Raw genomic sequence first — 21262 nt, forward strand, 5'->3', positions numbered from 1 at the left:
TTAATCACCTAATAAAATTTTCTTAATCTTTTTTCTTAAATTCTCGTCTCTTACGTTCTTCTCAATTTTCTCTGTCAGAACTCTAACACTTTCAGCGATGTCCAAGTGTTTATAGCTGAACTTATCTTTTATCTCGAATTTTTCATGAATCTCGTATAGTCTCTCCAAAGCTTTGAATTCATCACTTTCTTTGTCTGTTCTAGCCATTTTGAAGAGAAGGTTTATACAGGCATCTGTAATCGAACGCGGTTTCTCTTTTCCAAAGACTCTTTTTATCCAATTTGGCGAAATACCTTTTTCGACGAAGAATTTGAGATGCTCCATATAACAAATGAACTCTTTTCCATTCATTGGAAAAGAAGTGAACTTTTCATGGGACTCAGATCCTTCTTCACATGATTTTTGCTCTGGTTTTCTCTCTAAAGCTTCGATCTCCCCTTTTGTGGGTATTTGATTGAACTTCTGCAAGTAGATGTAAATTTCAGAGCCAAACTTCTTTAAAGTTGCCTCTTCCTTTGACTTCTCCTTTGCCTTCTTTACCATCTCATTGATAACGTCTATAGTAGACTTGATCGGAATTCTGTTCTTACAGATCACAACACCCATCGAAACACCCAAAGGGAAAATGGATAATCTTTGGTTATCCTCTTTTTCATATCTCTCCTTTCTCTCTCCGAGCAATTTTTGAACGCTCTCTCTGAATTTTTTAAGGAATATGAAAACAAATGCGGAGTCCATTAATACTAAGAAGTCATCCCCACCAATAAAGACTACGTCAAATGGTATTTCAAGCTGATATTTGCTTTTCTCACTTTTTTCTCCTACAATGACGCCCAAGATCTCCATTTCTTTCAGCAAAATCTCGATAAATCCTTCAACAATTGAGTCTTCTATCACCTTTTCGAACAGTTCTGAGATCTCTCTGAAAATGGCGGGAGAAGACGCGCTTTCTTTTATCTTTCCAAAGTTATCACCATCTCCTTTAATAAATGCAATATCATAATTTCCCTCATTATCCTCTCCAGTCGGTGAAAAATGCTGTCTCCCTAAGTAGTCCCAAGTTTCAACAAGCTTAAAAGTTATCCCCTTCACACCTTTGTAATACAGTTCAGATAATACATTTGCATTCTTAACTCTATCTTCGAGTTTTTTGGTCAGTTTTTTCCAGAATTCGTTTTCAGGACGAGGTTCTATTTTCTGACTTTCCAAATCCAAGTAGAATAAAAGAGCTTCTCTTGTTCTCTTTTGCTCTTCGAGAACAATTTTACATCGTTCGCAAATTTGAAATTCTTCATCAAATTCTTTCCAGATTTGAGTGCTTGGATACTCATAACAGCATCGACAAATTTCTCCGACCGGTATCGAAACCGTTTCTCCAAAAATCTCTTCTGCTTCAAGAAAACACAATGTTCTCGATACACAAGAACCAAAGTTCCTTTTGTGAACTAAATTTGACTCTTGAAGAACTTGGGGACCGTATTTTAATTCGTTTAACTCATATTCAAAGAACTCCTTAGGCGGAATTTTTGGGCTTGCTACTCGAGTCCTTCCCTTGAATTTGCGGTTAATTTCATTCTTGAGCTCTCTATAATAGCTGGCGGGAACGATTGCAAGTAGCGAACCGCCTTTTGCATAGATCACGCACTCAGGACAAAAAGTATCCTTTAAATAATCTCGAACTTCGATAAGAACGTTTTCAAGTAAAGAACTTGCTCCAGAAACGTATTTTCTGAAGTCAGAAGCGGTAACGAATTTCTGAATTCCTGCAGTTTCTAAGCATAAAAGCCCGATCTTGGGCTCAACACCAAAAACTTCTTTAGGATTGAAAACTATTCTGTCAATCTCTTGCTGGATTTTCTCCACGTCTACAGGGATAATTCGAATTTCACTGACTTTATCTCTCTTTCCCTTTAAGTAGTCTATAAGTTCTCCCAGATTCCTTTTATCATCTTCACTCAGAACTTGGTTGAGTTTACTTAAAAGCCATTCACAGCACAGAGCAGACTCTTCATTTCTTTCAATAAGGATAGCCCTATCTACAACCGAAACTTTATCTGCTAACGCAACTACCCATTCCAGTTTTGTTTTCGGTTTGTATTCATCATCCAAACTTTCTCTGTAATGGTGTCTTGATGCACATTCTGCAATGTCTTTTGCAACTTCCTCAAAGCCCGCATTTTTCAGTAGTTCTTCAGCACTTTCACGGGTTCTCTTGTAATGCCCCTCGGGAGGATGCTTCCCTATGTCGTGCAAGAGTGATGCACATCTAACCACTTCTACAAGCCCTTTTTCGTCTTTAAGCATCTCTGAAATTTTTCCATTGTATTCTGCGCTGAAATCAATACCTTTTCTTTTTAAATCCAGTGCAATCGCAACCGCAATTGCGGAACTCAGCAAAGCATGGTCGTAAAGGCTTGAGAAAAACCCTGGAAATCTTGTATCTGCAGGCAAGTCATAGAATTCACTCATAGCATCCAGAAGCCAGTTGTTGAACTCTTTAAGACCTTCAAAACGTCTTTTGGAATTTAGAAGCACTTGCTTAATTCTCTGGAAAGCCGCATAGTTAGATCTTAAAACTTCCAGAGTAATTGGATCAACTCTTAACATCCAATCCCCTCAAATCTCTATTGAAAAATACCTTAATAAATTTTTCTTTTGCTAACAAATGTATTCCTATGTAGAGTAAATAGTAAGTAAAAAAGTTTATTATTTCAAATTAATCTTTAGTTTGGTGAAAAAATGAAAACCGCAATCATTTCACCTTTAGGCTTAAGCCCGCCAGTGATAACAACTTTTGTTGAAGGGATCGGTGAAAATATCAGCGACCTTGTCGTGCTAACCACTGAAAATGAAGACGTAAAGGCAGGCTACGAATTGGTTAGAATTGGATTGAGACAAAAATATCCCAAAACAAGGCTTCATGAAGTAACTCTGCCATTTGAAGACGTAAATACTACTGAAGAAAACCTACGCTTCATGTCGATCTGTGCAAAGATAATAAGAGAAGAACGAGAACGTTATAAGTGCGATAAGATCTTGCTAAACGTCGCAGGCGGTAGAAAGAACATGTGCATAACACTATCTTTGCTCGGTCAGCTCATGGCTGTTGACGGAGTCTACCATGTTGTTAGCAGAGATGTGAAGATCGTGAATCAGCTACTCGAAAACCTTAGGGAAGATATAAAGAGAATTTATAAAGCAAGAACTGATGAAGAGAAGCTCAAAATTTACAAAGAAAGAGAAAGACACTTCAACAGCCTTCTTTTTCCCGAAAGGAAAGAATATGACATAATAAGGATTCCAACTCTGCCTTACCCAAGAGAATACCTTGCAAAGCTCGTGAATGCAACCCTTCAGGATCTAAATATTTTGTCGAACGAAGAAAAGCAAATGCTCGAAGCTCACGGTATTGTTGAAAAGTTAGGCGGAAAATTTAGAGTCACAGAGTATGGGAAGAGGTTCATGGAGGTGTTGTTGGGGAAATGATTCTGCAAGTGATCGGTTATCTAGCACCTTATAATGAAGTAAACTATAGAATCCAGGACTCTCTTTACAAAACTCCTTTTTCTTCACATGCACTTCAACAACACTTTGGTGAGGAAGTTTTAATTTTCGCTCCGAAAAGTTTGATTGAGGAATACTATGAAAATGATCCAAAGCTTTTAGAAGATAAAATCAGAGAAAAGAAAAATAATTTTGATCATTTCGAGTTAGCCATCATCCCATCGATTGGAGAATACGAGTTTAAAGATCGAAAGGTGGAATACAAAAACAACTTTGATAATATAGTTATAGCAATCTTATTGCATTTGCTTAAAAAGAACCCCGAGAGAGTCTTGATGGATGTAAGCACCGGACAAAATGTTTATGTTTTCGCTTTAATCGAAGCAGTTCGCAGATACGCTACTTACAGACAGCTTGAGAAAATCCTTCAAGGTTCAGATTTTATTCCGAGAATTGCCACTTATCAGCCAATTTTAAGAAATATTAAAGAAGTAAAAATCGAAATAGGTGATTTTCCCACGAGACCTTTCTTTTCTCTACCCCAAGCGGATCCAGATAAGTTATGCAAAACTGGAGATAGGGAAGTAAAGAGAGAAGCAGGAGAAATCGGAAAGAAATACCATACCCTCAAATCAGCTTTCAGACTCCTCCAAAAAGAGGTCACGATTGGCTTTAACGCCGTCCGTTATAACACGCCATTAGCTTTTTATGAGCTCCTTAAATTTGACGCAAATGCAGATGAAATAGAAATAGGATTTTCAAAACTTGCACACGAATTCCTTGAAAACGAAATTCCAATGGATTTGAAAGTATTTTCCAACATTTTGTTTTCAATTGCGATGTTCAGAAGTTTCAGAGAATTTAAATCAACACTCAATATGCCGAGCATTAATGAAATTGGCTTAAAATTTCAAAGAGTATATACAAAAGCGGACTTAGATGTAAACTGCAACTTTTTGACAAGAGAACTTGAAGAAATAAAAACGAGAGCGGAAAAAAGAAGAATGGAAATAGAACAAAAAAGGCGAGTTTCACTTTTGGAACTTTACAAAAGAGAAACTTGTGAGGGTGACGAAAAGTTTGGGAGTAAGGATATCAAAAGAAACTTTTTTGCTCACAGTGGATTCCTGAAGGAATATACTTTTGTTACAATTGCTAATGGCGATTTTTGCCTTGAATGGGACAAAAGTAAGCATAAAGATATCGAAAATTGGCTTCTTAATCCATAAATCCGAATTATACCTTAAAACGCCACTCTCTGCTTATTTCTGGAAATTCTGCAAATGCATTTCTGCTGAACAACATGATTTCTTCAAAGCTGTAATTTTTCAGAGTTCTATTGAGATTTAGCAAAAAGCATCCAGGAAGTCGGAGCTCAGCGATCTCAGAAAGTTCTATGCTAATCTTTAGAAATTCTCCAATGCTTTCTGCTCTCTCGAGATCTATTTTTTCGATTAGCTCCTTATTCTCTTTATAAATCGAAACGGGCTGTAGAAATAGCTCATCCGCAACGCTTGCAATTTCTGCAATCTTTTGCAGTTCCCTATCGTTTATTCCGGGCATGAAAACTGTTCTGATGGTAGTATGGGTTATTCCAGAACTCATTTTTACGTTTTCAACAACTCTCTCAAAAAAGTCCCGTTTCGTTATCTCGCAGTAGCCTTCTCTGCTTCCAGCGTCGAGGCTGATCATCGCGATGTCGAACTCTTCGCAGATCTTTGGAGTTAGAAGAACTCCGTTAGTCTGGAGATCAAGTCTTATTTCTCCAAACATCTCCCGTAGGGTCTTTACGATTCTAAGAACTTCTCTCTCTCCAGCAAGTAGTGGCTCACCAAACTGCGAAATTGTTATGGCTTTCGGCTTCAAATCTCCGTAGTATCCGGGTTTTGGCAAACCTTTTGCCTTTGCAATTCTTGAATAGCAGAAAATGCAGTCCAGATTGCATTCATTTGTGATCTCATAGCTGGGATGGTGCCTTGGATTTTCAATCTCACTTATGCCTTCGCAATGCTCACAATGAAGTGGATATTTTAATTTTTTTATAAAATCTTTCATAGCTTATCAAAAAGCTTCAAAACGAAGTCTGATAACCTTATCGCATCTTCTTTGCTTTTCATGATCGTATTTGTTGCAAATATCTTCTCGGATACAATTTTACTGTCTGCTTCATCCACAACAAGTGCAGAAAGAAAATCCCTATAAACTTCGAAAACCCCCTTTGGCGAGACTTCAAAACCTTTAGCCCTCATAAACTTTCCGGCAGGACCGCTTACAGGATTGCTGCCAATGATTGGAGAGATAGCAATTACCTTTTTTCCCGAAAGCCTTTTTCTGAAACCCTCTACACTCAAAATCGGCGTTATGCTTGTTATGGGATTACTTGGACCTATAAGCACTTCATCATCTTTTTCAAGCACTTTTAAAACTTCTTCTGGTATTCGGGCTTTTTCAATTCCCTTAAAATAAATATCTACAACTTCTGGAACTCCTTTTCTTTTAACCCAGAACTCCTGAAAGTGCATCTCTCCCTCAGGAGTGACTATTGTCGTTGCAACCTCTTCATTGCACATCGGAAAAATGTCATGGCTAACTCCATAGGCTTTTGCCACAACTTTCGTAGCCTCTACAAGACTTCCGCCTCTTCTAAGCACCTCACTCCTTAAAATGTGCGTTGCTCTGTCGAGATCTCCAACTGCCATCATTTCATCATATCCGAGTTCCTTCAGTTTTTCATGGGTTCTAAAGCTATCTCCCCTAATCCCCCACCATTTTTCGTCGTCAATGATTTCCGCGAGAGCGTAAACAACCGAATCGATATCGGGGCATATTTTGTTTCCAGATATCCAGATGTCTTCTGCAGTATTAACAATTACACAAAAATCTACCAGTTCTTTTAGTCCTCTGAGCAACTTAGGAGTCCCTGTGCCTCCAGAGAGAACGATCATCTGAATATCTCTCCGAATCCCTCTATGTTCTTTTCACTGCGGATTAACTCCTTTAAAACTTTTTCAAGTTCTGAAATCTTAACCCTGATCTGCTTTGTGGTGTCCCTGTCCCTTATAGTTACAGTTTCGTCTTCAAAGGTCTGATGATCTATTGTAATGCAAAATGGGGTCCCAATTTCATCAAATCGCCTATAACGCCTGCCAATGCTCCCCGAGTCGTCATAGTCAGTGTAGAAACCACTCTTACGCAATAAGTCCACAATCTCGAGTGCTTTTGTTATGAAGGGTTCTCTTGATAAAAGAGGCAAAACAGCAACCTCAATTGGAGCAAGTCTTCTTTTAAGCCTTAGAACTTTTCTCTCTTCCCCTTCAACAATGTCCTTGTCAAAGGAGTGCTCAAGAACGGCGTAGGTTATTCTGTCAAGCCCAAAAGACGGTTCGATTACATGAGGGATAACTCTCTCTCCTGTAACTTCTTCTTCGACTTCCTGAATAGTGTAAAACTCCTTTCCAAGCTTTATCTTCTCACCATCAATCTCAATTTCAATCTCATCGGAGTTTATTTCAATTTTTTCGAGCGCTTCGGCAATCTTTTTAGCCTTGGATTTAAAAACAGGGCCGAGTGCACTCATCTTTGGAATGGCTTTCTTTTTCTTAACAACGATAGGTTCGGGGTATGGAACAAATATACTCATCTCTGTTTTACTAAAACTCGCATGTCTTGATAAGTCGTAATTTGTTCTGTCTGCAATTCCGACGACTTCAATCCACCCATAGCTCATCAAGACTTCTGCATCCCAGCAGTCTGTTGCGTAGTGTGCTTTTTCATCATCTTTATGCTGTCTAAAGCGGAGTTTATCATCCTTTATGCCGATTGCAATCAAAAATCTCCTTGTTTTGCCAATAAAGTATGCGAGAACTTCGTTAGCTATTATACCTTTATTCACAGCATCTCTCAGAGTTATTTTGTGGGTTTTGTCGAACTTATCAACAAGTGTCACTAAATCATTTTCCAGTTCCCTGAATTTGGGATGTCTTTTCTCTGCTGGATGAACAAAAAACTCCAATTCAGCCTGATTGAATTCTCTAAGTCTTATGACTCCCTGTCTTGGGCTAATTTCATTCCTGAATGCTCTTCCAATTTGAGCAACCCCGAATGGAAGCTTGTCTCGGAAGTAGTTCGAAAGCCTTCTAAATGCGACAAAGATTCCCTGAGCGGTTTCGGGGCGGAGATATCCAAGCTTACCTTTTCCTGCCCCAATCTTTGTTGAGAACATTAGATTCATCAGAAAAGGTTCTCCAAAATTTCCACCGCACTCACATTTAAGACCATAAACTTCTATTGCCTCTTTAATGGTCTCTATGGATGTATCAACCTCAAGATTTAGCTTTTCCTTAATGTAATGATCAGCTCGATAAACTTTTCCACATTTCTGACATTCTATGGCTGTATCAACGAAGGAAGTCGCATGTCCGGAGGCGATGAAAACTTCTTCAACACCTATCAGCGGGGTGTCTATCTCCGCAACTCTTTCGTCAATTACAAAGAACTCACGCCAGATATTCTCGATTTTTCTCCTTAAATTGTTTCCTAAAGGAGCGTAATCTATGAATCCTGCCATTCCCCCATAGATTTCGAAGGATTGCCAGAGGAAACCTCTTCGAATAAGCATCTCCATTAGATCGCTCATGCAAGAACGAATGCATTCAACTTAAAAGTTTTTAGGATTTAAGAAGTGGACAACGCAATCCTAATAACCCCAACCAAGTCAAAGTTCTTATGGATCCGAACGAGATCAGGGTTGCAGTTCTCAGAATCGAAGGGACAAATTGCGAGGAAGAGACAGCAAATGCCTTTAGGAATTTTGGTTTTCAGGCTGAACTCGTTCACTTGAAGCAGTTTTACAGCGACATGATAAGATTTGAAGAGCAAAGAAGTATTTTTGATTACCACTGCATAGTATTCCCTGGTGGTTTTTCTGCTGGTGATTACGTTCGGGCTGGAGCAATCTTTTCTGCGAGAGTTAAGAGTATTTTGAGAAGAGATCTTGAGGAATTTATCAAAATGGAATATCCTGTTCTTGGCATTTGTAATGGATTTCAGATTCTTGCAGAACTCGGAGCCTTGCCAGGTTTCGACGAAGATAAACCAATTGCAGATAAGCCTGAAATGGCTCTCGCGATAAACGATTCTGGAAAATTTGAATGTAGAACGACTTTCTTAAGAAAGGAAAGTGATAGGTGCATATTTGTAAAACAGGTAAGGAAAGAGATATTAAAAATTCCAGTAGCCCATGCTGAGGGCAAGGTTGTTTTTCCCAAAGACAGAGAGAATGAGTTTCTGGAGAGATTGATCGACAACAAGCAGATAGTTTTTAGATATGTTGATGAAAAAGGAAACTACGCCGGTTACCCATGGAATCCGAATGGAAGTTTTTATAATATTGCTGGAATCTGTAATGTTACCGCGACAGTTTTTGGTCTCATGCCGCATCCCGAGAGAGTATTCATTGATCACAGAACCGGTGAGTGGGGAGATGGGTATTATATATTTAAGAGTGTGGTTGATTATCTTGAGAAGCTATGACCGTTGAGCCGACGAAGTTAAAGGTTGCAGATTACATGACAAGAAATGTATACACACTCAGGCCAGATAACACCGTAGCAGATGTGATCGATCTGATAAAGAAAACCGGTCACGATAGCTTTCCTGTGGTGGATTCGAATATGAGGGTTATAGGCTACGTTTCAGCTGTAGACATTGTCGGACTCGATCCAAACTTAAAAGTTGAAAATGTGATGTCAAAACAGCTATACGTGGCAAGAGAGTTCATGGATTTGCGTGACGCAGCGAGAGTAATGTTCCGAACAGGGCATTCCAAGCTTCCAGTTGTTGACGAGTCTGATAGGCTTGTCGGAATAATTTCGAACGCAGATGTTATCAGAAGTCAGATCGAAAGGGCAGACCCGGATAAGGTTGAAAAACTACGAAAGACAATTGAAAAAGTCCATGGTGCAAAAACAGAGGTTTATGCGGGTAAAGTTGAAGTTTTGAAGCTAATTCCAACTCAGAGCAAGGTTTATGCAGACGAGTTGAAGGGAAGAATTCACGAAATCAAGCGAGGTCTTGCGGAACCCGTAATTGTAATAAAAAAAGATTCCCGGTTCTTTCTCGTGGATGGACATCACAGAGCGATTGCAGCCCTAAAATTGGGAATAGACAAGTTAGATGCCTATATTATCGAAGTAAATGGTGATTTTGAGCTTGGAATTGAAAAAATGGCAAAGAAAAAAGGTTTGAACTCGCTGAAGGACGTTGAAATAATTGAGGATGTTCCACATCCTCTTGTTGAGATAACCTTTAGGAATATGGGATAGAGATGAAGCGTGTAATCTGGGTTGCAAATCTCGAGGCAAAGAAGACGAGGGCAGAGGGAAGGAAAATACCAAAACGGTTTGCGGTCCCTAATGTTAGATTACAGGAATTGGCACAGGCGTGTAAGGAGCTTGGATTGAATTTTCAGGTTGAAAACAAGAAGTATCCGAGAAGCTGGTGGGAAGAAGGTGGGAGGGTTATAGTGGAAAGCTCTGACAATAAAAATAGGCTGATGGTTGAGATTGCGAATAAAATTCTCGAGATCAGAGAAAGAAGGAAAAAGAAATGAGATATTTCTTCTTACTTTCTGGAGAGAGTCTCGAATTGGCAAAAGCTGAGGTTTTGAGCCTTGCAAAAGCCTTTGGTAAAATATTGCACTACGAACTTGACGAACGCATACTTTTGCTTGACTACAAAGGAGAAAAATTTTTTGAACGTCTCGCAATGACTCATGAGGTCTGCGAATCGGTTGCTTCATGTTCTTTTAATGAGCTTCGAAATCAGTTTGAAGCTATAAACTTAGAAGGTTCTTGTTGCGTTCGGGTGAGTGGAATTGGCATGAAATCGGATCCTGAACTTGAGAAAAAGCTTGGAGCAATTTTATGGAAAAAAGGATACAAAATCGATTTAAAAAATCCTGATAACCTGATAAGGGTTTATTTCACACCAAAGGCATGCCATATCGGTTTGCTAAGATTTAAGCAAAACAAAAAGCAGTTTCGTGAAAGAATGCCAAATAAGAGACCTTTTTTCATGCCAGTCGTAATACTGCCAAAGCTTTCAAGGGCGATTGTTAATTTGGTTTCTCTCAGAAAGGGAGTAATCTTGGATCCAATGTGTGGAACCGGTTCATTTTTGATTGAAGCTGGGCTAATGGGTCTTGACTTTTGCGGTATGGACTACTATGAAGACATTGTTGAGGGTTGCAGGAAAAATCTTGAATTCTTTAAAGTTCAGGGAGACGTTTTACAGGGAGATGCGAGAGAGATGCCCTTCAAGGACGATTCCTTCGATGGCATTGTAACTGACTATCCCTACTTCAGGGCAACGAGAAGCGGAACCAGAGATGAGCTTTACAGCAGAAGTTTAAATGAGATTGCAAGAGTTCTAAAGACAGGGGCGAGGGCAGTAGTTGTAACAAACATTGATCTCAATGAGATACCTTTAAAACTCTTGTTCAAGATTAACCAGCGAGTTCATGGATCTCTCACGAGAAGAATCTACGTCCTTGAAAAGTGACGATGTCACTTTTCAGCTTCGAACCATCCGATTTTTGCGTTCTCAACACTGTCTAATGCTGAAGAATACGGCTTTATGTCTATTACTGGCGTTTTGTCGATTGCATCAAGCCATTTTACCTTCAAAAATCTTCCTTTTCGTTCGATAAGTTTTACAACTGAAAAACCAATTGGATTGGGTCTGTTCGGCGACCTTGTGGCAAAAACTCCGTGTTCTTGTTTGCTACTTGGTGGAATTGCGATCAATGAATTTCTATTTGCTTCGTGAAGCCAGTAAAGCACGATAAGGTAAGGGCAAGATTCGATATCTCTCAAGCCTTCCTCAAATTCTGGAAATATCTCAATTTCAGAAATATCCTCGGAGAATCTTCCTTGGTGTGGAGCGGAATTCTTGTCTTTGAAGGGTGAATGGATTACGCCTATTGGTTTTAAATTGAACTCCATAAAAAATTATTTGAATTTCTCAATTATTTCGTCAACAAGTGCGTAAGAGCTTTTTATCTTCGTCACATCTCCAAAGTATGTGAGGTTCCAGATTACGATGTGCTCAACGCCTATTTTTTCAAATTTCTCAAAGGTTTTGACGATTTCATCTGGCGTTCCACAGACGAAGGCAAGTCTTGAAACTTCATCTGGAACTTTGCTAATCGCGTCCATTATTTGTTCCTTTGTATACTTTGTCGGTATGTAGTCTAAGAGCCCATAGAACTTGCCAAAGGGATGCTTGAAGCCAAGAGCTTCGTAGAATTCTGAAGGCAGGAGCAAAGCATGTATCTTAAGAATCGGAGTTCTGAGGAGCCTTTCTACTTCTTCTTTTTTCTCATCGACCACAAGGCTCACGAAAATTCCCTTTTTAATCTCATCTGGGTCTCTTTTTTCTTCTTTTGCGAATTTATTGAGCTTCTCCATTCTCTCCGCATACACCTCGGGCGGTAGCGTTGATGGTAGCCACCCATCGCCATATTTTGCTGTCAGCTTGAGCATCTTGTTTCCATGGGCTCCAAGCCAGATCGGAAGCTTTCCAATTGGTTTAAGATCAAATACCGCATCCTCGAATTTGAAAAATTTTCCCTGAAAGTTTATTTTCTCTCCATAGTCTGCAGAAAGCATTATTTTTATTAGTTTAAGAGCTTCTTCAAGCTTTCCTACTGGGTTGTCGAAGTTCATCCCAAAGGGCACAATGTTTTCAGCTTCTCCAGCTCCAATGCCCAAAATGAATCTCCCATTTGTTGCATGATCCGCAGTCACCGCCTGCTGAAGCATTACCGCGGGATGCCTTCGGATTACTTCGGTAACCGACACACCGAACTTTATCTTATTCGTTGCTGGGGCAGTATAGCAGATCGAACAGAATGGATCATAGAACATGTGACATGACGGATATCGCATTGCGAATATCGTTTCCTTCCAAATTTCATGCGGATACCAGCCAAGAAGGTGATCTGCGAACCATAAGGCATCGTATCCTTTATCTTCGAGTCTCTTAGCAGTTTTTTGTGCTTCACTAATTGGTGGAAAAGTTGGGCCTACAGTTCCGAACTCCATAAACTTTAAATTTTTTCGCAGTATTTGAACTTAATCCAGATTTTGATGCATTCCATAACAAACTTATAAACCGATTCATACATTTAGCATGGACGCTGGTAGGTTGATGCTGGGATTTGCTATGATACTTATCGGTTTGGGGCTGATGTCGTTATCGGCGTTTCCGAACGTTTCCTATGGGGCACTCGTGATGATCGGTCCGATTCCGATAGTAGTGGCTTCAGAAAGCAGTATCGCGATTTTTTTGATGCTGATCGCTGTTGCATTTATTTTCGCGATTTATTTATTGAGGTGGTTAGGATGATCTGGCTTATGGGACTCCTTTTGGTTTTTCTGGGTATAATTTTGATCATATCAGCATTTTTAGCTCAAGAAGAGTCTAAAAATGAAAAATTAGCTGAATTTTTGGAGCAAAGTGAAGGTAAAAAATACGGGGGAGTTGTGCTTATTGGTCCAATCCCCATAGTCTTTGGCGATGCGAAACTCGCAATCGTTGCCATGGTGCTTGCAATAACATTAATGTTACTATCGCTAATCTTAATTCTGGGGTGGTTCGTTTGATCGAGAAAAAGATTGTTTACTTTGAAAAGCCCGGAGAAGAGAATACTGAGGCTACTTTGAGACTTGCATTCGAAAGGGCTAACGAGCTGGGAATAAAACACGTAGTTCTGGCATCTTCTTACGGAGAGACTGCCAAGAAGGCTCTCAAGTATTTAAGCGATGGCATGAAGCTTGTTGTCGTGACCTATCACACTGGATTCCTTGAAGAGGGGAAAAACACGATGGATCCCGAAACCGAGAATTTTCTGAGGAGCAAAGGAGTTACTATTGTGAGGCAATCCCATGTGCTTTCAGGCATCGAGAGAAGCATAACCAGAAAGTTTGGAGGAATTAGCAGAGTTGAAGTTATTGCTGAAGCACTCCGCTCTCTATTTGGTCATGGGCTTAAAGTTTGTGTCGAGATCGCAGTGATGGCTGCTGATAGCGGAGCCATACCGCTTGAAGAAGTTGTTGCAATCGGAGGAAGAGTAAGAGGGGCAGATACTGCTGTGATTCTGAAGCCAGCGCACATGAACAATTTCTTTGAAATGCAGATAAAGGAGATAATCTGCATGCCAAGAGAGAAAAGATAATTATACCCTTTTTGTTTTGTAATTAAAATTAATTTCAATTAACTTGCAGTTAAGGATACGGAAAAAAATTAATAAAATTTTTAGTTGCCATTTTTCTTGGTGATGCATGATGGCAATCTCAGGGGGAGAGTTGCTCGTTAAGTGCCTTCTTAAAGAAAAAATCAAATATATCTTCGGCGTTCCGGGGGCACAGCTGATTCCAATTCTGGATGCGATTAAGAGAATTGGTGAAAAGGAGGGAATGAAATTCGTTAATTGCAGACACGAGCAATCAGCTGCGAGCATGGCGGATGCTTATGCAAGAGTTAGCGGAGAAATAGGTGTATGCATGGGCACCGTTGGCCCGGGTGGAGCAGATCTTGTTCCGGGAGTTTATCCGGCTTTTGCAGATGGAATTCCGATGCTTGTGCTTACAGCTCAGAATCAGACATGGAGAAGCTACCCTGATCGTGGCTCAATGCAGGCACTGGATCAGTTCCATCTGCTAAAGCCTATAACCAAATGGAGTGCAGTTGTGTATAGCTGGCAGAGAATTCCAGAATTACTGCAGAGAGCGATCAGGGTCGCATTATCTGGAAGACCTGGTCCAGTGCATCTCGATTTACCTGCAGATGTGATCTTCAATGATGCTGAGGAAGAATATGCGGGAATTTATCCTCCAGAAAGGTATAGGGCAATGAAGAATCCCGTAGGCGATTTAGAACTCGTGAGAAAAGCTGCAAAAATGCTTTACAATGCTGAAAGACCGCTGATACATGCGGGTGGTGGAGTTTTAAGGGCTAAGGCATGGAAAGAGCTGAGAGAGCTTGCGGAATATCTTGGTGCAGTCGTTACGACAAGCATGTCCGCCCGTGGAGCTTTTCCCGAAGATCACCCACTTTCATTGATTCCCTCAAGCCCGGCAGCGCTTTCTGCACAGAGCGAAGCTGACGTTGTGCTTGTTGTCGGAAGCAAGCTTGGCGACACGGATTTCTGGGGAAGACCACCCGCATGGGGAGATCCTGATGTTCAGAAAACGATCCAGATAGACATTGAAGCGGAAATGATAGCTTTGAATCGCCCTGTAGACGTTGCGATTCTTGGTGATGCAAAAGAAACCCTAAAGTTACTCTTGGACGAGATCAAAAAGCTTGGAGACAGGAAAGAACCCAACGAGAAATTAAAAGAATACAGAAAAGCTCAGGAAGAATGGCTTGCAGAGTTTTTAAGGCAGGCGGAATCCAATGAGAAGCCAATTCATCCGCTCAGGGTAATAAAAGAAGTCAGGGACTTCTACCCGAGAAACGCGATCGCCTGCATCGACGGTGGAAACACTGCAGTCTGGGCATACTATCTGAATCGCATATACGAGCCAAACACGTTCTTGTGGGCAGCTGATTCCGGGCATCTTGGCACAGGGCTTCCATATGCCATAGGAGCAAAGCTTGCAAATCCAGATAAGCCTGTTTACCTTTTAACAGGCGATGGAGCTTTTGGGTGCACAATGCATGAACTGGAGACCGCAAGCAGAGAGAACGTGAAGATAACCGCCGTTGTTATGAACGACTGTGCATGGGGGATGATCAAGGGAGCACAGAAGGCACTTTGCAGTGAAAGATACATTGGCGTGGACTTTGGCGATGTTAGATACGACAAAGTTGCGGAAGCGATGGGCTGGCTTGGGATAAGGGTTGAAGAACCTGAAGATATTGCCTATTCGCTTGATAAGGCGGAGAGCACGGAAAAACCAGCCTTACTTGATGTAAAAGTTTCTCAGGAGATAAATCTAAGTCCACCTGATCTTATAACCCTTGGCATAGTATGGCTTGAAGGCTGTAATCTCCAGCGATATGCAGGCGGTCGTTCTTGAGCTCAGTTTACTCAAAGCAGGGCTAACATTGATGCTTGCAAAATTCTCGAAGAGTGCTTACTATGGACCACTTTCAATAGTCAAATACCACGAAGATTATCCAGAACCAAGGCTTCCCGCAGAAAACTGGTTAAAAGTTAAAACAAGGCTATGCGGGATCTGTGGATCCGACATTAGATTGATCACTCTCTCAGAGAGTTTTTATTTATTTCCTCTAACATCATTTCCGCTGATTCCTGGGCACGAGGTTGTTGGAATCGTTGAGGAAGTTGGGAAAGAAGTGAGAGATTTTCAGCCGGGAGATAGAGTTGTAATAGACCCCGCTCTTTCTTGCAAAGTAAGAAAGCTTGAATTGTGCGAATCCTGCAAAAAAGGGCATTTGGCTGTGTGCCAAAACACCGATAGAGGCATCATATCCCCCGGGATCTTTACAGGAATATGCAGAGACACTGCAGGAGGATGGGCAGAATATCTGGTTGCTCATGAATCTCAGCTTGTTAAAGTGCCCAAAAGCATAAGCGATGAAAATGCAGTTTTTGCTGAGCCATTGGCGGTTGGCATTCACTCTGCTTTAAGAGCCTTTCCTGAAGAAGATCAGAAAGTCGCTGTAGTCGGCTGTGGAATTATTGGGCTCATGACAATAAGCGCTCTAAGACATCTTGGCTTCTCTGGAGAGATATTGGGAATAGAGAAGAATTCAAAGCTTGTTGATATTGCAAAACGCTTTGGAGCAGATGAAGTTATAGTTGGCGATCCTGTGGATGAGATTGCAAATCGAATTGGTGGTAGAGTTTACAGGCCACCTCGGGGCAAGAAGTTATTCGTTGGTGGAGGCGTGGATGTAGTTTTTGAATGCGTAGGCACAGCTGAGGCTGTCGATACTGCCTTAAGGATCGCAAAACCTCTTGGAAAGGTTGTTATTGCTGGGACTGTTTCAAACGTTTGTCTTGATCTTGCACCAATTTTTTCGAAGGAGCTTGAAGTTATTGGAACCTTTGGATGTGGTTATGAGGAGATTGATGGAGAAAGAAAGAGAACTTTTGACATAGCAATTGAAATGCTAAAAAATAAAGACTTCTCAGAACTTCTTACGCACACTTTTAGCCTCAAAGACTACAAAAAAGCTTTATGGACTGCAATAAACAAGAAAAAGTCGGGAGCGATAAAGGTTGCCTTCAAATTCGAAAAGTCCCAGTCTTAAATTTAATTAATCTAAAATCGAGAGGATTTATGCGAAGCGAAGTTGTTTTTGGAGGTCCGCTTAGAGTTGGTCACAGGGCTCTGGCGAGATGTCTGGGCTTTACGGAGGAGGATTTTGGAAAGCCTGTTGTTGCAGTTGTTAATTCATGGAATGAAGTAGTTCCTGGACACGTTCATCTGGATAAAATCGCCCAATTCGTTAAAATGGGAATAAGAGAACGTGGTGGAGTTCCGCTTGAATTTAACACGATTGCAATATGCGATGGAATTGCGATGGGGCACAAAGGCATGAGGGCTTCGCTTCCCAGCAGGGAAGTTATAGCCGACTCCATAGAGCTAATGATTGAAGCTCACGGCTTTGATGCGATGGTTTGCATTGCAACTTGCGATAAAATAGTCCCGGGAATGCTAATGGCTTCTGCAAGGCTTGATATTCCAACTGTGTTCGTTCTTGGCGGATCTATGCTTCCTTTCTTGCCGACTTACGGAATTTTCAAGGGCAGAAAAATGACTGCCATAGACGTTGCGGAAGTCTTTGAAATGATGCAAAGGGGCGAAATAGATGCTGAATACTCAAAATACATCGAAGAGAACATTTGCACAACCGCTGGAGCTTGTGCGGGAATGTTTACAGCCAACACGATGCAGTGCCTTACTGAAGCCCTCGGACTAACTTTGCCGATGATGGCAACAACTCCAGCGGTTTACTCTGCAAAGCTCAGGCTCGCTCTTGAGGCGGGAAGGGTTGTGATGGATGCTTTTAGAAAGGATATAAAGCCATCAGATATCTTGACTGAAAAGGCATTTGAGAATGCAATAGCGGTGGACATGGCTCTTGGCGGATCAACAAACACAGTCCTGCACCTTCCAGCAATTGCAAGAGAACTCGGAATAAAGATTTCTCTCGAAAACTTTGATAAGATAAGCAGAAAGGTCCCACATCTCTGCGGAATAGCGCCTAGCGGAGAATACACTATCTTCGATTTTCACAACGCAGGAGGGGTTCCAGCTTTACTCAAGAGAATTGAAGGCTTTATAAATAAAGATTGTCTGACCGTTACTGGTAAAAGAATCGGCGAAATCATAGAAAATGCTCAAATACATGACGAGGAAGTCATAAGGCCCCTTAACAACCCAATTCATAGAGAGGGCGGAATAGCGATTCTTTACGGAAATATTGCCCCAAAAGGGGCGGTTGTTAAGACTTCTGCGATAAGTGATAAGATGATGAAATTCAGGGGAAAAGCAAGGGTTTTCGACAGCGAAGAAGATGCTGTGGCTGCAATACTCGGCAGAGAAATAAATGATGGGGAAGTGATCGTAATAAGATACGAGGGTCCGAAAGGAGGGCCGGGAATGAGAGAAATGCTCACTGCGACAACAGTATTAATGCTTTCTGGACTTGGAGAGACTGTGGCTCTTGTTACCGATGGCAGATTCAGTGGTGCAACAAAAGGGCCTTGCATTGGGCATGTTTCTCCTGAAGCTGCGGAAAAGGGTCCAATTGCAGTGCTAAGAGATGGAGATGAGATCGAGATCGATATTCCATCAAGAAGACTTAGCGTGGCACTTGAAGAGAAAGAAATCGATAAAAGGCTTAGAAAAATTCCAGATTTTGAGCCAAAGGTAAAGAAGGGGTGCCTTTACAGATACTCAAGGAATGCAGCGAGTGCAGATGAAGGTGGAGTTTTAAAATAAAAATTTTATATTTCTCTTGGATCTGTTAAAACACCGTATATTGCACTTGCAGCGGCAACAGCAGGATTAACAAGGTATATTTTTCCTTCTGGACTTCCCTGTCTGCCTATGAAGTTTCTGTTAGAAGTCGAAACGCTCACTTCTCCACTCGCAATCAAACCAAAGCTTCCACCCATACATGGTCCGCACGATGGGAATTCAACAATCGCCCCAGCGTCTACAAAGATCTCTATGAGCCCATCTTTTAAGGCTCTCGTGTATTCTCTTCTGCTCGCTGGAATAACAAGTAGTCTAACTCCTTTTGCAACCTTTTCACCTTTGAGAATCTCTGCAGCAATTTTCAGATCTTCGTATCTTCCGTTGGTGCATGAGCCAATGAATACCTGATCAACCTTTACGCCCTTTACTTCGGATATGCCAACAACATTGTCAACTCTGTGCGGAACCGCAACCTGTGGCTCCATCCCAGAAACGTTAAGTTCGACTTCTTCGAATTTTGCATCTTCATCGCTCGTCAGCAGTTCTCCATCGAATTCCCGCCCCATTTCCTTGAGGTATCGAAGCGTTATTTCGTCAGGCTCAACTATGCCGGCTTTTCCGCCCATCTCTATCGCCATGTTACACATCGTGAGCCTATCAGCCATTGGAAGTTTCTTAACTACTTCTCCGCTGAAGATGCAGGCTTTGTAATTGGCTCCTTCAGCTCCAACATTTCCAATGATCCTGAGAACAATATCTTTCCCGTAAACATGCTTTTCAAGCTTTCCATGGATGTTGAACCTGATGCTTTCGGGAACCTTAAACCAGAGCTTGCCAGTCGCAAGAACACAGCCCATGTCTGTTGAGCCTATACCAGTTGCAAAGGCTCCAAGCGCTCCATACATGCATGTATGGCTATCCGCGCCAACAACAAGCATCCCGGGCAGGACGTGGTTCTCTACCATGATCTGATGTGCAATTCCATGGCAGACATCGTAGTTCAGAATCCCCTGTTCTTGAGCAAAAATTCTTAGCAGTTTTTGATTCTCTGCTGACTTTACGCTGTCTGCTGGAGCCTGATGGTCAAATGCCATTATGACTTTTTTTGAATCCCAGACTTTTGCTTTTTCACCCGCTATTTCTTTGAATGCCTTTATAGCGAGAGGCGCGGTAATGTCGTGTATCATCGCAAGATCTATGTTTGCAAATACAAAGTCTCCAGCTTTTACCTTTTTTCCGCAAGCCTTTGAGAATATCTTTTCTACGATTGTGCTACCCATGCCACCTTGATTTACGCAGAGTATTTCACACTTGCTGTAAGCTTTGCATTATCATGGTGGTGATAATTGCTATATAAATAAAAATGAAAAATTTTAAATAATCTAAATTACCTTCATATTTCATGATGCAATTTGAGATTAAGATCGTTTTATTGTTGACTGTTATCGGAATTGCCTCAGCAAGCTGCCCTTTTGAGAAATTGGGAGAAATACATGTTGCAAAAACAGAAGATAACGTTAAGATAAAATTACTCAGGTATGCTCCTCCTGGCGAAAGACCAAACTACGGTTCCCAGCCCATTATTTTATTCTCTGGGCTGGTGGAAAACATGGCTGAATTTCTATTGCATACTCCTGAAAACTTAAAAGGGGTTTATAGATTCAAACCCCCAGCTAACTTAGCAGACTGGGCAAAGGATGATCCGAGAATACAGAAAGATCCGATGCTATACTACAGTCTGGCCTACTATCTATGGAAAAAAGGCTACGATGTTTGGCTTGTTAATTATCGCGGAACCGGATGTGGAGACTTGAAGAGTGAAATCGGTTCTAAATACACGAGCTTAGATGTTTGGGCCATTTACGATGTCAAGGCAGCAATCACTAAGGTATACGAAGTCACGGGCAAGAATCCAATCATTGGAGGGCACAGCACAGGAGGACTTGTTTCTTATGTATATCTCCAGGGAACAAAATTTGTTAATACTCCCGCATGCATGGTTGGGCAGATCTGGTGCAAAAAGGTTGTGAGCGATGAAGTGTTGGCCAAGTATCGAAATGGAGATTTAAAGAACGAAGAAACGGTCATAGGGGTTATAGCTATTGATCCCGCGATGATCCCACCTTTACCAAAGATAATCGATAATCTTTTCACGTGGACCCTGCTCGATACTCCCCTATACATAGATATAAGAAGCTTTCTGGAAACGATGGCCCAAATCGAACCTCTGTGGCGCGTTACTTTGCTTACTGAGGAAATTCTATTTAGGGTGCTTTATAAAGTGAACAGCATTTATGGAAGTTATTCAGAAATAATAACTGCACTCACTTTTACGAATCCGAAAAACCTGAACCCCTATTTGCAAGACTTCCTGTTAAGATACATCTTCGACAGCGCATATACGCCAACTTTTGCACAATACGCAGATTTTGGACTAAAGTATACTGCAAGAGAATACTTCGAAAACGGTGGAAAGAGCCATCTGATCGAGCCACCAAATCCGTCTCCGGGCATGGATGGGTATTACTATTATATCCACAACATGAAGAAGGTCAAAGTTCCATTCGTCACTGTTCTTTCAGAGCTTGACGGACTTGTAAAAGCGGATCAGATCATTAAGGATTTAATGCAGGCAAAGACACCACATCCGCTCGATAGATACTACATAGTTCCAAACACAGGGCATGTCGATCTGCCTTTTGGCTTGAATGCACCAACACACATGTTCCCGTTCATCGGGCATTGGCTTGATGATTTACAAGCACAAAAAGGCTACACTGTTACCCCGCACTAAA

At 41.2% G+C, this 21262-nt stretch carries 20 protein-coding genes; 13 read left to right on the top strand and 7 right to left on the bottom strand.

Going from position 1 to position 21262, the window contains the following annotated elements:
• Positions 1-2607: an HD domain-containing protein gene (locus QXI54_01300; GenBank protein ID MEM0301790.1), complete on the bottom strand. Its 2607-nt coding sequence runs from the start codon at positions 2605-2607 to the stop codon at positions 1-3.
• Between the two features lie 132 nt (positions 2608-2739).
• Here QXI54_01300 and QXI54_01305 point away from each other — a divergent pair, with 132 nt between their 5' ends.
• Positions 2740-3486 (top strand): CRISPR-associated protein Csx14, encoded by a 747-nt coding sequence (locus QXI54_01305; protein ID MEM0301791.1) that lies wholly within the window; start codon positions 2740-2742, stop codon positions 3484-3486.
• On the top strand, positions 3483-4733 hold the full coding sequence (locus QXI54_01310) for a TM1812 family CRISPR-associated protein (protein ID MEM0301792.1): 1251 nt from the start codon (positions 3483-3485) through the stop codon (positions 4731-4733). The genes QXI54_01305 and QXI54_01310 overlap by 4 nt, the downstream gene beginning before the upstream one ends.
• 7 nt (positions 4734-4740) lie before the next feature.
• Here the strand turns inward: QXI54_01310 and QXI54_01315 are convergent, their stop codons facing one another.
• The 3 genes from QXI54_01315 to glyS are packed head-to-tail and all read right to left on the bottom strand — an operon-like array spanning position 4741 to position 8140.
• Positions 4741-5559 carry a radical SAM protein gene (locus QXI54_01315; GenBank protein ID MEM0301793.1) on the bottom strand — a complete coding sequence of 273 codons (819 nt, stop codon included), beginning with the start codon at positions 5557-5559 and terminating at the stop codon, positions 4741-4743.
• A complete protein-coding gene (gene cofD, locus QXI54_01320; GenBank protein MEM0301794.1) occupies positions 5556-6449 on the bottom strand; it encodes a 2-phospho-L-lactate transferase in 894 nt (297 codons plus the stop codon). The genes QXI54_01315 and cofD overlap by 4 nt, the downstream gene beginning before the upstream one ends.
• Positions 6446-8140, bottom strand: a complete 1695-nt coding sequence (gene glyS, locus QXI54_01325; protein MEM0301795.1) for a glycine--tRNA ligase — start codon at positions 8138-8140, stop codon at positions 6446-6448. The genes cofD and glyS overlap by 4 nt, the downstream gene beginning before the upstream one ends.
• 89 nt (positions 8141-8229) lie before the next feature.
• Between glyS and purQ the strand changes: the two genes are divergently transcribed.
• The 4 genes from purQ to QXI54_01345 are packed head-to-tail and all read left to right on the top strand — an operon-like array spanning position 8230 to position 11064.
• Positions 8230-9036: a phosphoribosylformylglycinamidine synthase subunit PurQ gene (gene purQ, locus QXI54_01330; GenBank protein MEM0301796.1), complete on the top strand. Its 807-nt coding sequence runs from the start codon at positions 8230-8232 to the stop codon at positions 9034-9036.
• A complete protein-coding gene (locus tag QXI54_01335) occupies positions 9033-9827 on the top strand; it encodes a CBS domain-containing protein (GenBank protein ID MEM0301797.1) in 795 nt (264 codons plus the stop codon). Before purQ ends, QXI54_01335 begins: the two co-directional genes overlap by 4 nt.
• A gap of 2 nt (positions 9828-9829) precedes the next feature.
• The gene (locus QXI54_01340) at positions 9830-10114 is read left to right on the top strand and encodes a signal recognition particle subunit SRP19/SEC65 family protein (protein ID MEM0301798.1); all 285 of its coding nucleotides are present in this window, start codon (positions 9830-9832) and stop codon (positions 10112-10114) included.
• On the top strand, positions 10111-11064 hold the full coding sequence (locus QXI54_01345; protein MEM0301799.1) for a methyltransferase domain-containing protein: 954 nt from the start codon (positions 10111-10113) through the stop codon (positions 11062-11064). The genes QXI54_01340 and QXI54_01345 overlap by 4 nt, the downstream gene beginning before the upstream one ends.
• Positions 11065-11069: 5 nt before the next feature.
• On the opposite strand, the gene tsaA is transcribed toward QXI54_01345, so the two are convergent.
• Together tsaA and QXI54_01355 are read right to left on the bottom strand one after the other, a co-directional pair.
• Complete coding sequence (gene tsaA, locus QXI54_01350) at positions 11070-11507, bottom strand: tRNA (N6-threonylcarbamoyladenosine(37)-N6)-methyltransferase TrmO (protein MEM0301800.1); 438 nt, start codon at positions 11505-11507, stop codon at positions 11070-11072.
• 6 nt (positions 11508-11513) lie between these two features.
• Positions 11514-12608 (bottom strand): LLM class flavin-dependent oxidoreductase, encoded by a 1095-nt coding sequence (locus QXI54_01355; protein ID MEM0301801.1) that lies wholly within the window; start codon positions 12606-12608, stop codon positions 11514-11516.
• Positions 12609-12696: 88 nt separating this feature from the next.
• On the opposite strand from QXI54_01355, the gene QXI54_01360 reads away from it, so the two are divergent.
• The 6 genes from QXI54_01360 (at position 12697) to ilvD (ending at position 18488) form a co-directional block, all read left to right on the top strand.
• Positions 12697-12912 carry a DUF131 domain-containing protein gene (locus QXI54_01360; GenBank protein MEM0301802.1) on the top strand — a complete coding sequence of 72 codons (216 nt, stop codon included), beginning with the start codon at positions 12697-12699 and terminating at the stop codon, positions 12910-12912.
• Positions 12909-13169: a TIGR00304 family protein gene (locus QXI54_01365; GenBank protein MEM0301803.1), complete on the top strand. Its 261-nt coding sequence runs from the start codon at positions 12909-12911 to the stop codon at positions 13167-13169. Before QXI54_01360 ends, QXI54_01365 begins: the two co-directional genes overlap by 4 nt.
• A complete protein-coding gene (locus tag QXI54_01370) occupies positions 13157-13741 on the top strand; it encodes a pyruvate kinase alpha/beta domain-containing protein (GenBank protein ID MEM0301804.1) in 585 nt (194 codons plus the stop codon). Before QXI54_01365 ends, QXI54_01370 begins: the two co-directional genes overlap by 13 nt.
• A 106-nt stretch (positions 13742-13847) precedes the next feature.
• Entirely contained in the window at positions 13848-15590 is a 1743-nt protein-coding gene (locus tag QXI54_01375) for a thiamine pyrophosphate-binding protein (GenBank protein ID MEM0301805.1), read from the top strand.
• Positions 15547-16791, top strand: a complete 1245-nt coding sequence (locus QXI54_01380; protein MEM0301806.1) for a zinc-binding dehydrogenase — start codon at positions 15547-15549, stop codon at positions 16789-16791. The genes QXI54_01375 and QXI54_01380 overlap by 44 nt, the downstream gene beginning before the upstream one ends.
• A 29-nt stretch (positions 16792-16820) precedes the next feature.
• The gene (gene ilvD / locus QXI54_01385) at positions 16821-18488 is read left to right on the top strand and encodes a dihydroxy-acid dehydratase (GenBank protein ID MEM0301807.1); all 1668 of its coding nucleotides are present in this window, start codon (positions 16821-16823) and stop codon (positions 18486-18488) included.
• Between the two features lie 5 nt (positions 18489-18493).
• Here ilvD and QXI54_01390 read toward each other — a convergent pair whose 3' ends face one another.
• On the bottom strand, positions 18494-19747 hold the full coding sequence (locus QXI54_01390; protein MEM0301808.1) for a 3-isopropylmalate dehydratase large subunit: 1254 nt from the start codon (positions 19745-19747) through the stop codon (positions 18494-18496).
• 125 nt (positions 19748-19872) lie between these two features.
• Here QXI54_01390 and QXI54_01395 point away from each other — a divergent pair, with 125 nt between their 5' ends.
• Entirely contained in the window at positions 19873-21261 is a 1389-nt protein-coding gene (locus tag QXI54_01395; GenBank protein MEM0301809.1) for a hypothetical protein, read from the top strand.
• The last annotated feature ends 1 nt before the right edge of the window (position 21262 follow it).

Source organism: Archaeoglobaceae archaeon, from assembly GCA_038734275.1.
Classification (GTDB): Archaea; Halobacteriota; Archaeoglobi; order Archaeoglobales; family Archaeoglobaceae; genus WYZ-LMO2.